Source organism: Phascolarctobacterium succinatutens (assembly GCF_958453765.1).
Classification (GTDB): Bacteria; Bacillota; Negativicutes; order Acidaminococcales; family Acidaminococcaceae; genus Phascolarctobacterium_A; species Phascolarctobacterium_A succinatutens_B.
In genome coordinates, this window is record NZ_CAUDZA010000028.1 from 19228 (window position 1) to 31510 (window position 12283).

The 12283-nt window shown below is 48.4% G+C and carries 14 protein-coding genes and 1 other annotated feature; of the genes, 6 read left to right on the forward strand and 8 right to left on the reverse strand.

The window, feature by feature from the left end; genetic code table 11:
• Positions 1-13: 13 nt before the first annotated feature.
• The 6 genes from Q7Q81_RS09565 to proB all read right to left on the reverse strand — a co-directional run bounded on the left by Q7Q81_RS09565 (position 14) and on the right by proB (position 4602).
• Positions 14-574: a Maf family protein gene (locus Q7Q81_RS09565; protein ID WP_021720491.1), complete on the reverse strand. Its 561-nt coding sequence runs from the start codon at positions 572-574 to the stop codon at positions 14-16.
• Positions 575-582: 8 nt separating this feature from the next.
• Entirely contained in the window at positions 583-1008 is a 426-nt protein-coding gene (locus tag Q7Q81_RS09570; protein WP_304230189.1) for a SoxR reducing system RseC family protein, read from the reverse strand.
• 33 nt (positions 1009-1041) lie between these two features.
• Entirely contained in the window at positions 1042-1332 is a 291-nt protein-coding gene (locus Q7Q81_RS09575) for a hypothetical protein (protein ID WP_021720493.1), read from the reverse strand.
• Positions 1333-1367: 35 nt separating this feature from the next.
• A complete protein-coding gene (locus Q7Q81_RS09580; protein WP_009145328.1) occupies positions 1368-1874 on the reverse strand; it encodes a hypothetical protein in 507 nt (168 codons plus the stop codon).
• A 316-nt stretch (positions 1875-2190) separates the two neighbouring features.
• A complete protein-coding gene (locus tag Q7Q81_RS09585) occupies positions 2191-3447 on the reverse strand; it encodes a glutamate-5-semialdehyde dehydrogenase (RefSeq protein ID WP_304275675.1) in 1257 nt (418 codons plus the stop codon).
• Between the two features lie 15 nt (positions 3448-3462).
• The gene (proB, locus tag Q7Q81_RS09590) at positions 3463-4602 is read right to left on the reverse strand and encodes a glutamate 5-kinase (RefSeq protein WP_304275678.1); all 1140 of its coding nucleotides are present in this window, start codon (positions 4600-4602) and stop codon (positions 3463-3465) included.
• Positions 4603-4687: 85 nt separating this feature from the next.
• Here proB and Q7Q81_RS09595 point away from each other — a divergent pair, with 85 nt between their 5' ends.
• A complete protein-coding gene (locus Q7Q81_RS09595; protein WP_304275681.1) occupies positions 4688-4813 on the forward strand; it encodes a hypothetical protein in 126 nt (41 codons plus the stop codon).
• Positions 4814-4885: 72 nt separating this feature from the next.
• On the opposite strand, the gene obgE is transcribed toward Q7Q81_RS09595, so the two are convergent.
• Positions 4886-6154, reverse strand: a complete 1269-nt coding sequence (gene obgE, locus Q7Q81_RS09600; protein WP_304275683.1) for a GTPase ObgE — start codon at positions 6152-6154, stop codon at positions 4886-4888.
• 367 nt (positions 6155-6521) lie between these two features.
• Positions 6522-6736: a binding site (T-box leader), on the forward strand.
• A gap of 50 nt (positions 6737-6786) precedes the next feature.
• Between obgE and leuC the strand changes: the two genes are divergently transcribed.
• The 5 genes from leuC to Q7Q81_RS09625 all read left to right on the forward strand — a co-directional run bounded on the left by leuC (position 6787) and on the right by Q7Q81_RS09625 (position 10851).
• A complete protein-coding gene (gene leuC, locus Q7Q81_RS09605) occupies positions 6787-8052 on the forward strand; it encodes a 3-isopropylmalate dehydratase large subunit (protein WP_304275685.1) in 1266 nt (421 codons plus the stop codon).
• Positions 8049-8543: a 3-isopropylmalate dehydratase small subunit gene (locus Q7Q81_RS09610; RefSeq protein ID WP_210683941.1), complete on the forward strand. Its 495-nt coding sequence runs from the start codon at positions 8049-8051 to the stop codon at positions 8541-8543. The genes leuC and Q7Q81_RS09610 overlap by 4 nt, the downstream gene beginning before the upstream one ends.
• Positions 8543-9616, forward strand: coding sequence for a 3-isopropylmalate dehydrogenase (leuB, locus tag Q7Q81_RS09615; protein ID WP_303679318.1), 1074 nt, complete (start codon positions 8543-8545; stop codon positions 9614-9616). Before Q7Q81_RS09610 ends, leuB begins: the two co-directional genes overlap by 1 nt.
• A gap of 155 nt (positions 9617-9771) precedes the next feature.
• Positions 9772-10536, forward strand: a complete 765-nt coding sequence (locus Q7Q81_RS09620) for an AzlC family ABC transporter permease (RefSeq protein WP_304275689.1) — start codon at positions 9772-9774, stop codon at positions 10534-10536.
• Positions 10537-10539: 3 nt separating this feature from the next.
• Positions 10540-10851, forward strand: coding sequence for an AzlD domain-containing protein (locus Q7Q81_RS09625; RefSeq protein WP_304275691.1), 312 nt, complete (start codon positions 10540-10542; stop codon positions 10849-10851).
• A 159-nt stretch (positions 10852-11010) separates the two neighbouring features.
• Here the strand turns inward: Q7Q81_RS09625 and Q7Q81_RS09630 are convergent, their stop codons facing one another.
• On the reverse strand, positions 11011-12258 hold the full coding sequence (locus Q7Q81_RS09630; protein WP_293809999.1) for an SLC13 family permease: 1248 nt from the start codon (positions 12256-12258) through the stop codon (positions 11011-11013).
• Positions 12259-12283 lie beyond the last annotated feature (25 nt).

Here is a 12283-nt window from a genome sequence, read left to right on the forward strand (position 1 = left end):
TCTTCATAGCTCCTCATACTCCCAATCTTTGCATCATTAAGTACAACAATGACAACGGCAGGCCTACAACATTGTTATAGCAGCCATTGATTTTTTCCACCAGGACAGCACCTCTGCCCTGAATGCCATAGGCTCCTGCCTTATCCATAGGCTCGCCTGTAGCAATATAAGCATCTATTTCTTCAGCAGTCAGCTGCCGAAAGCTTACATCAGTAACGCACACCTCGGACATCTTTTGTCCCTTATAACATACAGCAACGCCTGTCATAACCTGATGTGTACGTCCGGACAAACGCTGCAGCATAGCCTTAGCAGCTGCTGCATCCTGCGGCTTGCCCAAAATAACATTATCAATTACTACGATTGTATCTGCAGCAATTACAGGAAGCTCATCTCCCATTTTTGCTGCTACAGCGGCGCATTTGCCGGCTGCGTTATGCAAAGCAACCTCCTGCGCCTGGCTGGCAGTGCCGCTGCCTTCGGCAAAATCAGCCGGACAAACCAACGGAGTAATACCTATTTGCTGCAGCAGCGCCTGTCTGCGCGGAGAAGCTGATGCTAAAATAACCTTCATGCTTCAGCCTATTCCTTTTTACCCATATCAATAACAATCTTCGGCTGCTGGATTTCAAAAATAACAGCCTGCTTGCCTTCGCGTACCGCATCACGTTTAAAAATACGTGCATAGTTTACGGTTACCAAAAGCCACAAAACAATACAGGCAGCGATAAACGGCAATTCATCCATATGGAAGAATGTAGCCATGCTGTGTCCGCAGGCAACACCTGCAAGAATACCTGCCACCGGCAGGCCGTAAATAACCAGCTTAGCCTTGCGTTGGTCAAAATCGCGGTATTCCGCACCTACTACATCGCCGGCCTTAGCACCTACCGGGTTCCAGCAATCTATGTATTTAGGCAGGCCTGTCAGTTCGCTTTCAGCTTTATCAACCTTTACCTCAGCGCGCTCGCCCTGCTTTTTAACAATAATACCTCTAATTTCTGCCATTGAAGCAAATCCTTCCTCTACCAAATATTTAGCTTAATAAGCGTGTACGAAAATATACCAATAGCCAAAGCCGAAAACTACGCCGTAAATTGCCAGGAAAACAAGAACGCCTTGCCAGCATACAGGATAACCGAAGTTGATATCCTCGCCGAAAATACCACGGCGGTTAAAAAAAGTATATTTTTTACGTTTTCTGAACCACGCCAATTTGTTATCGGGGCCAACTAGCTTGGCAATCAGATAAATGTAAATAAAAGAACCAAAAAATATTTGCATAACGCGGGCGCAGACAACCACCGGTTCTACGTTAGCTATAGTTTCCATATCTCAAAGCCTCCTATATCAAAAACAATCATCAATTAAAGCTGAATAAATTTATCCGGCATTTCCTTACGCAATACACGGACAAACTCATCACTGGATTTAAACAGCAAACCCGCCAGCTTATTTTTCTTGCCTTCGGTAAACACCAGCAAGCGCTGCGGATTTTCATCAAGTGAATTATAGCGATGGATGTAATGCTTAATCGCTGTTTTACGGAAAAAGCTCTTTACATATTTATCGGTAAAGCTTTCTGTACGGGTCAGGTCAACAACATAACTGCGTTTAATAAATCCTAAGCCGTGGCTGATTACCTCAAGCTTCATATCCTTGTAGAGTATCAGAGTATAGCCAAAGGCTACACGCCAAATCCACAGAGCCAAAAGCACTGTATCCATACCCCAGCCCAGCATATCAAAGCGTCTATGTTCCTGCAGCCAGGTCCATTCATGCCAATAAAGGCTCGCAATCATCAGCAAGGCAATCACTGCAAAGATTTTTCTTTGCGTACTTGTTCCAGATTCTTCACGATACAATTCTTCCAAAAGAGTTCCCTCCAGCTTTCTAAATTGTGCAATAGCAACAAAGCAATCTTATCCAATTAATTATATCAAATTTTACACTTAAAGCATATACCTCAGGCAATAAAAATCGGTGCAAAAATGTGAAATTTACCTGCATCAGACAGCTTTCCTGCAAAAGCAAAACACCGCTTCGCCGGCTTACGCCATTGAAGCGGGTTTCAATAAGTATTATGCTTTATTAAAGCATAGCATCTGATATTACGTCAGCCTTAAGTAACATCTGTCATCCCTGAGGTTTTTCATTGCTAACCATTCAGCAACTTAAGTACATGAGAGCCTATTTGCGCACCTGACCATTACCGTTAATCAGGTACTTCGTACTCGTAAGCTCCGGCAGTGCCATCGGTCCGCGTGCATGCAGCTTTTGTGTGCTGATGCCGATTTCCGCACCGAAGCCGAATTCGTTGCCGTCGGTAAAACGGGTAGAAGCATTGACGTAAACAGCAGCAGCATCCACGGTATATTGGAAAATCTGTGCCGCCTGATAATTATCGGTAACAATACATTCGCTGTGACCGGTGCCGTATTTGGCAATATGTGCCATAGCTTCCTCAATGCTGTCCACAATCTTTACGGAAAGGCGCAAATCGCCGTATTCCGTAGACCAGTCTTCTTCAGTTGCCGGATGCACCTGACCGCTGTACTCCTGAACAGCCTTGTCACCGCGTATTTCTACGGCAGAGGAATTATACATCATCAGCATCATCGGCAAGAATTTATCCGCAATATCCTTGTGCACCAGCAGTGTTTCCATTGCATTGCATACTGAAGGACGCTGTACCTTGGCATTGAAGGCAATCTTCATCGCCATCTCCACATTAGCATCCTTGTCCACATAGGTATGACATACGCCCGCACCTGTTTCGATAACCGGCACGCTGGCATTACGCACCACCGCCTGAATCAGCCCGGCACCGCCGCGAGGAATAACCACGTCGACAAGGCCATTCATATGGATTAAATCCTGCACAGCCTGTCTGTCACTGGTATCAATAAACTGAATAGAGCCCGCAGGAATGCCTGCACCCTCCGCAGCCTGCGCCAAAATCGCAGCAACAGTTTTATTGGACTCCATCGCCTCACTGCCGCCCTTAAGGATAACAGCATTGCCGGACTTCAGGCACAGGCCTGCGGCATCCGCCGTAACGTTGGGACGTGCCTCGTAAATAATACCGATAACACCCAAGGGAACGCGAATTTTAGTAATATGCAGACCGTTAGGCAGAGTTTTACCGTCAATAACATTACCAACAGGGTCAGCCAGGCCTGCTACCTGACGCAGGCCGTCAGCCATACCGCTGATGCGCTCGGCAGTCAGCTTCAGACGGTCCAGCATTGAGCTTTTCATGCCCTTGGCTGCAGCAGCAGTCATATCACGCTCATTCGCAGCTAAAATTTCAGACTGTTGTGCCTCAAGCGCAGCAGCCATCGCCAAAAGTGCCGCATTCTTAACTGCGGTAGAAGTAACGGCAAGCTTTGCTGCAGCCTGCTTTGCAGCCTGCGCCTTAGCCTTCACCAGTTCATACGTTGCCATAATCCTCACCCTGCCTTATAAAATAACCAGGTCATCGCGGTGGATAACCTCATCAAAATTTTTATGTCCCAGAATATTTGCAATCTCGCCGGAATTGCAGCCCTTAATCTGCTCCAGCTCGGCAGAAGAATAATGCACTAAACCACGCGCCAGCTCATGCGCATCCTTATCGATAACGCTCACCGTACTACCCGGCAAAAATTCACCCTGCACGGCAAACACGCCTGCTGGCAGAATGCTGCAGCCGCCGGCCTTGCGGATAGCCTTGGCGCAACCATCATCCACAACAATACTGCCGGCAATCTTGGCACCAAAGGCCAGCCAGCGCTTGCGGAACTGCAGACGGTTTTCACGGCTCACGAACAAGGTTCCCAGCTCTTCACCCTGCAGCACACGGGTAATGGCATTCTTTTCGGTACCGCTGGCAATTACCAGATGAATACCGCTGCTTGTCGCAGCCTTGGCAGCCTGAATCTTAGTCGCCATACCGCCTGTACCGCGGGCAGAGCCGACACCGCCGGCACTTGCCTCAATCTCCGGAGTGATTTCCGCAACCTCAGGCACAATAACCGCATCGGGATGCGTTTGCGGATTAGCTGTATACAGGCCGTCAACATCAGAAAGAATGATAACAAGGTCAGCATCCACAATGCCTGCAACAAGAGCAGACATATTATCGTTATCGCCGATTTTAAGCTCATCAAGTGCCACAACGTCATTTTCGTTGACGATAGGGATAACACACTGACGCATCAGCTCCATAAAGGTATTACGCGTATTTGTATAACGATGGCGGTCAATGGCCTCCGTTTTGGTAATCAGCACCTGCGCCACGATCTGACCGTAATCGGCAAAGAATTTTTCGTAGGTGTGCATAAGAACGCCCTGACCTACGGCAGCAGCGGCCTGCTTGCCGGGAATAGTTTTAGGCTTGCCCGGCAAGCCCATACGGTCCACGCCCACAGCCACAGCACCGCTGGTTACCAGAATCATTTCCTTGCCCTGATTCTGCAAATCACTGATTTCGCGCGCTAAGCGGTCAATCTGACTAAAATTGCGCTTGCCGTTGGCATAGGTAATCGTACTCGTACCAACCTTAATGACAATACGCTTAGCCTTTTTTAAAGCCTCACGGCTTGTTTCATTGTTTAACATTTCCCCTCACCTGCAGTTCTAGTTTTTTATTTTGTGCGTTAGCCGCAATATATCCCTTTCACCAAGGGCGCAGAGAATGTGTCGGATGCTAAATGAAATTGACGACGGCGTACTCCTCGTACGTCGAGGAAATTTCATGACGCAGACGATACGTTATATGCAATACGTCTTTTTCGCCAAGGACGCAGAGAATGTATCGGATGCTAAATGAAGTCGACGACGGCGTACTTCATGTACGTCGAGGAGACTTCATGACGCAGACGGTGCATTATCTGCGTACTCACTACTCCTTGTAGTCGAAAACCATATCCCTAATACGCACACTCTGACCTTCCTGTACACCTCTCTCCTTCAGCGCCTCGTCAATGCCAAGACGTTTCCAAATCAGCTGGAAGCGGTAAAGTGCCTCGTCATTATCAAAGTTAGTCATAGCAACAAGACGCTCGATGTTCTTGCCGCGAACCTCCCAGTCGGTATCATTGCCGACAACAATTTCATAGCTGTCCGGATCAATTTCGTCAAAGCGTGCCAGGTCTTCTTCATCCTCTTCCGGAACATACTGCTGCAGCAGGTCGTAAGCCTTAAACATCAGCTCACGCAGACCTTCGCCGGTAGCAGCACTTGCCTTACAGATTTCGTAGCCTTTAGCTTCAACGTATTCCTTTAAGCGCTCAAAGTTTTCCTGCGCTTCCGGCAGGTCCATTTTGTTGGCAACAACCAGTTGCTTACGACGTGCCAGACGCTCGCTGTATTCTGCCAGCTCTGTATTGATTTTGTCAAAATCCTCAATCGGATCACGGCCGTCAACGCCTGCAACGTCAACAATATGCAGCAGTACCTTAGTACGCTCTACATGACGCAGAAAGTCATGGCCAAGGCCAACGCCCTCATGTGCACCTTCAATCAAACCGGGGATATCCGCCAGCACAAAGCTGCGCTCCTCATCCAGACGTACCACGCCCAAAACCGGGGACAGCGTTGTAAAATGGTAGGCAGCAATTTCTGGGCGGGCAGCGCTCACCTGTGCGATAATGCTGGACTTGCCTACGCTGGGATAGCCTACCAGGCCAACGTCAGCCAACAGCTTCAGCTCCAGCTTCAGCCAACGGTTTTCACCGGGTTCGCCCTTTTCAGCAAAGGTCGGTGCACGATTAGTGCTGGTAACATAGCAGGCATTGCCCTTGCCGCCGCGGCCGCCTTTAGCAGCCGTATAGGTCTGGCCGTCCTCAACAAGGTCTGCCATAACGGCACCGGTAGCGTCGTCACGTACCAAGGTTCCCATCGGCACCTTAACGAATACGGTATCAGCGCGTACACCGGTGCAGTTTTTGGTGCCACCCTGACCGCCGCGCTTAGCAACATATTTTCTCTTGTAACGGAAGTCAATCAGGGTATTGAGATTTTTGTCCGCAATCAGGACAACATCACCGCCGCGACCGCCGTTACCACCGTTCGGGCCACCCTTTTCTACAAATTTTTCTCTGCGGAAGCTGCTCATGCCGTCGCCGCCATCGCCTGCTTCTACATAAATTCTCGCTCTGTCAATAAACATTTTGTTTTCTCCTATATCGTAAATTTAGCTATTGCTAGGTATATTTATCTATATTATAGCTTATCTTGCAGGGAAAGTGCAACGTGGGAAGCAGCAAATCCGCAGAAAAGCGTTTAGTTTGCGAAGATTTCACTTACTATTGCTACGATATAACCGGTGCATTAGCTGAAAACGTACACAGCAAAGAAACTCCATAGCAATAACTTTAGTCACTAAAACAACAAACTGTTTCATAATATACACTATAATCTCTCCAGTGAACATTTCGAGCTTTTTTCCTCACATTTCTTAACACTACTCTTGACAAATCTAAACGATATTGCGATAATGTGAAGAACACAGCGATGTGTTTGTTTTAATTTAAGAACAAAATGCAATGACCGGGAAAATTTACCTGCCCCAGCATCCAGAGAGACGGCGTAAGGTGCAAGCCGCCAACAAGCAGGCAAAGAAGCTCACCCGCGAGCAGCTTCTCTGAACCAAGTAGGAGCAGACGCTTCCAGCACGTTACGCTGCCGATTCGCTAATCGGGAAAATTAAGTACAACTTAGGGTGGTACCGCGAAAAAATTTCGCCCCTATCTGCAAGCGCAGATAGGGGCTATTTTTATTATAAGGAAGAAGGTTAATTTTATGGGAATGACAATGACGCAAAAAATCTTAGCCAAGCACGCTCACCGCGACAGCGTAAGCGCCGGCGACCTGCTTGTTTCTCAAGTAGATTTAGTATTAGCTAATGATATTACCGGTCCTCCGGCTATCAACGAATTTGAAAAAATCGGCAAGCCGGTATTTGATAAAAACAAAATTGCTCTGGTTCCGGACCATTTCTCCCCCTGCAAGGATATCAAATCCGCAACCATGTGCAAGCGTATGCGCGACTTTGCCCGCAAGCACGAAATCAAAAACTACTTTGAAGTGGGCCAGATGGGTATCGAGCATGCACTGCTGCCTGATAAAGGCCTTGTTGCTCCCGGCGAAATCATCATCGGCGCCGACTCCCACACCTGCACCTACGGTGCGCTTAACGCACTGAGCACCGGTATGGGCCAGACCGATATTGGCTGCGCTATGGCCAGCGGTACCTCCTGGTTCAAGGTTCCGCAGGCTATCAAGGTTAACTTGACCGGCAAGCTGCCGAAATACGTTAAAGGCAAGGACATCATCCTGACCATCATCGGTATGATTGGCGTTGACGGTGCCCGTTACCAATCTTTGGAATTCATCGGCGAAGGTGTCAGCGAGCTTTCGATGGCCGACCGCCTGACTATCTGCAACATGGCTATCGAAGCCGGCGGCAAAAACGGTATTTTCCCTGTTGATGAAAAAACCATCGCATTCTTAAAAGAACGCGGCGTAACCCGTGAATGGGAAGCAGTTACTGCGGACGAGGACGCTGAATATGCCCGTGTACTCGATATTAAGCTCGACGAGCTTGTTCCTGTAGTTGCTTATCCGCATCTGCCAGAAAACACTCATCCTGCTAAGGAAGGTCATGCAATCAAAATCGACCAGGTTGTCATCGGTTCCTGCACCAACGGCCGTCTGGAGGATTTGGAGCAGGCTGCCGAAATTCTCAAAGGTCACAAGGTTTGCGACCATGTGCGTATGATTATCATCCCGGCAACCCAGCAGATTTATCAGGAGGCTATGCACCGCGGTTACATAGACACCTTTATTGATGCCGGTGCTGCCATTTCTACTCCGACCTGCGGTCCCTGCCTGGGCGGTTACATGGGTATCCTCGCAGCAGGCGAGCGCGCTGTTTCCACCACCAACCGTAACTTCCGCGGCCGCATGGGCCATGTCGACAGCGAAGTTTATCTGGCAAGTCCCTATACCGCTGCAGCCAGTGCCATCACCGGTTATATCACCAGCCCTGAGGAGGTAGTAAAATGAGCAAAGTTTGGCGTTACGGCGACCACATCGATACAGACGTTATTATTCCGGCAAGATATCTGAACATTGCCGATTTCAAGGAGTTAGCAGAGCACGCTATGGAGGATGCGAAGGAAAACCTGGAAATTAACTTCGCTGCCAACGTACAACCAGGCGATTACATCGTAGCAGGCAAAAACTTCGGCTGCGGCTCCTCCCGTGAGCATGCCCCTGTAGTATTAAAGGTTAAGGGCATCAAATGCATCGTAGCAGACAGCTTTGCCCGTATCTTCTACCGCAATGCGATTAACATCGGCCTGCCGGTGCTGGAAATAGGCGCCGACGTAGAAAAGATTGAACCAGGCGATGAAATCGACGTTGATGTAAACAAGGGTGAAATCAAAATCCTCAATAAAAATATTACGATCAAAACAAAACCGCTGCCGGAATTTATCCAGCATATCGCAGACTGCGGCGGCCTGATTAATTATATTAAAGGAGAAAACAAATAATGAAGATTTGCTTACTGCCAGGTGACGGCATTGGTGTAGAAATAGTTGATGCAGCTGTAGAGGTTCTCGACGCTGCTGCCAAAAAATTCGGCTTTGAAATTGAATATGACAAGCAGCTCATCGGCGGCTGCGCAATCGATGCAACCGGCGTTCCCCTGCCGGAAGCAACCATTGCCAGTGCTAAGGCTGCTGACGCTGTGCTGCTCGGTGCTGTCGGCGGACCGAAATGGGATAATGTTGCTCCGGATATCCGTCCGGAAAAAGGCCTGCTTGGTATCCGCAAGGCTTTGGGCCTGTACTGCAACCTGCGCCCGATGACCGTTTCCAAATTCACGGCGCATCTTTCTCCGCTGAAGGCAGAACGTGCCGAAGGCGCCGACCTGTTAATCGTACGTGAGCTTACCGGCGGTATCTACTTCGGTGAGCATACCGAAGCGCACCTCAATGCTGACGGTGTTGAGGAAGCAAGCGATATTGAGCTTTATACCCGTCCGGAGGTAGAACGCATTGCCCGTTTTGCATTTGAAGCTGCCAAAAAACGCCGCGGCAAGGTAACCAGCGTTGATAAAGCCAATGTATTGGGTTCAAGCCGCATGTGGCGTAAAATTGTTGCCGAAATGCAGGCAAAGGATTATCCTGAAGTAGAGCTGAACAACTTCTATGTTGACAACTGCGCTATGCAGTTAGTGCTGAATCCGAAGCAGTTTGACGTTATTTTGACCAACAATATCTTTGGCGATATCCTCAGTGACGAAGCCAGCACCATCGCAGGCAGCATCGGCCTGCTTCCGAGCGCCAGCCTCGGCGACGGCACCGGTATGTACGAGCCTATCCACGGCAGCGCACCGGACATTGCCGGTCAGGGTATTGCTAACCCGCTGGCAACCATTCTCAGCGTCGCTATGATGCTGCGTTACTCCCTGAACCAAAATGAAGCAGCAGACGCAATGGAAGCAGCTGTTGACGCAGTTATGGAGCAAGGCTACCGCACTCCAGACCTTTATGCAGAAGGTCTGAAGAAGGTTTCTACCTCTGAAATGGGACATCTTGTTGCTCAGGAACTGCTTAAATAAAAATATCGGCAAGCGCCATCCCCTCAGCGTTTACCAAAGCATTTCTACCCGTAAGCCTTCCGTTTGGGGCTTACGGGTAAAATTTCCAACACTTAGCATTATTATATTTTGATTTTTTTGTTTTTTGGATTTTTTTATGATTGTTGTGGTGTATTATGATGCAAATTTCAACCAAAAATATTGATCATGTATATACTAATAATGCTTCAAGCAATACGGTTGCCTTCCGCCAAGGCCTTCACGACGGCATCCCCATAGGATTGGGATATTTTGCCGTAGCCTTTTCTCTGGGAATTATTTGCCGCACATCCGGGCTTTCTGTATTCCAGGGCTTTTTAACAAGCCTGCTCAACAACACTTCAGCCGGTGAATTTGCCGCCATTACCCTCATAGGTCAAAATGCCAGCTATACCGAAATAGCACTGGTCACCCTCATCGCCAATGCACGCTACATGCTAATGAGCTGCGCGCTGAGCCAAAGGCTCAGCAACGCGCAAGGCTTTATACATCGTCTGGCTATGGCCTTTGCTGTAACGGATGAGCTTTTCGGGATTGCTATCTCCCGTCCCGGTGTTTTAAATCCATACTATTACTATGGCGGTATGGCCGTAGCAATTCCTGGCTGGTCGATTGGCACAGCCTGCGGCATTATCGCCGGTGCAGCGCTGCCTGATCGCATTGTCAGCGCACTGAGCGTTGCGCTGTTTGGCATGTTCCTTGCTATTATCATTCCGCCGGCACGCGAAAGCCGTATCATTCTCACTGTTGTAATCACAAGCTTCGTCGCCAGCTTCGCAGCAGCATATCTGCAGCCGTTGGCACAGCTTACCGGCGGTACACGTACCATTATCCTCACTGTAGTCATCGCAGCGGCTGCAGCCTGGCTTAGGCCAGTACAGTCCCAGCAAAAGGAGGACTAGCATATGGAACATAATATTTACATTTATATTGCCGTAATGGCACTTGTTACCTACGCTATCCGCGTGCTTCCGCTCACACTCATCCGTAAGGAAATCAAAAATCCCTTCATCCGTTCCTTTTTATATTATGTCCCCTACACGACTCTCGCAGTAATGACCTTTCCTGCAATCCTGCAGGAAACGCAGACACCTGCTGCAGGTGCACTTGCCCTCGGCATCGGCGTTGTCACCGCCTGGCGCAGCATGAGCCTTTTTCATGTGGCTTGCTGCTGCTGTGCAGTGGTGTTTATAGCAGAATTTATCATGGTGCCGTAAGGCACACAAAAAGCCGCCGGCTCAGGAGATTGTTCTCTGAGCCGGCGGCTTTTTGTATTACTGTAATCAACGTGAGTTTTTTATGCACGCTGCAACAAAAAAGTCTTCGCACACATACGAATATGCACGAAGACCAAAATAATTTATTAAGCTTCTATCTCACAGCAGCCAATGGAACATGCCGAAATAAGAGAAAACACACAACACGGAAACGCCCAGCGCAGAAACGCCGAACATTTTCATAAACAGATTCTGCTGCTGCTTCTGATTAGCATTAGCGGCCGAAGCATATGCTGCCAACGCCAACGCACCGCCTGTAGAAAGCGGACTGATGGCAGCGACATGTGAAATCGTTGTAATCGAGGAAGCCAATTCGAACTCATTCACCCCGCCAAGCTGCTGGGCAACATGCGGCACAGTCGGCAGCAGCGTAGGCATAACAACACCGCTGCTTGAGCTGAACCAGCTCATAATACCGGAGGTAAGTCCCATAACAGCGGCAGCACTTTTAGCGCTCATCAGCGAAACAAGCACATTGGAAAGCACCTCAATACCGCCGAGATCTATAATCAGCTGCATCAAAACACCGACACCGGTAATCAGCAGCAGCGTATTCCAAGGAATGTGCCTGATAGCTTTGCTCTCATCGGAAACACGTAAAAAGGACAATACCGCAGCAACTGCAAAGCTGACCAGTCCGACATTAATACGCAAAAGCATAACCATAAGCACCATCACTACAATACCGGCAATAGTCGTCAGCTGCCTTTTGTTAAAGCAGGGAACTTCTTTTTTCTGCTCCACAGCAGCAGAACGCAGCTTATAGCCTCCCAACAAAATATAGATAATAACGGCATAAATAGTAAATGAAAGAATACCATTCATAAGAAAATCATTTTCAATACCTGTCAGGCCAAACTCTGCGCACAGATTCGCACCGATAATGCCGGTAGCAGCAAGCGGTGATAAACCACCGGCGCAAGAACCCAAAACAGTTAAGGTTGAAAGCAGCACTGGACTGATTTTCATTTCTGCTGCCAAGGACATGGAAAAAACCATCATTATAGCCATAGTCGGTACAGAGCCGGGACCAAGCGCAGCAAGTATAATCGAGAATACATAAATAATGATCGGAATCAGGTAAACACGCTTACCTGCCAAGGAAATAACTTTTTGTGCCAGTAAATCCAGACTGCCGTTAATCTGTGCCAAACTGAACAAATAAGTTACACCCAAAAGCATCAGAAACAAAGAAGCATTGAAGCCTTTAATAATTTCCGCATCACTGATGCCTGCCATACGTCCCAAAAGCAAGGCAAAAGCTATGCACAAAAGACCCGTATTCATTTTACGGATAAAACCAAGCATTATCGCCAGCAGTAAAAAACCCAAGGATAACAGAGCCATCGGAAACCTCCAAAAAATTTATTTG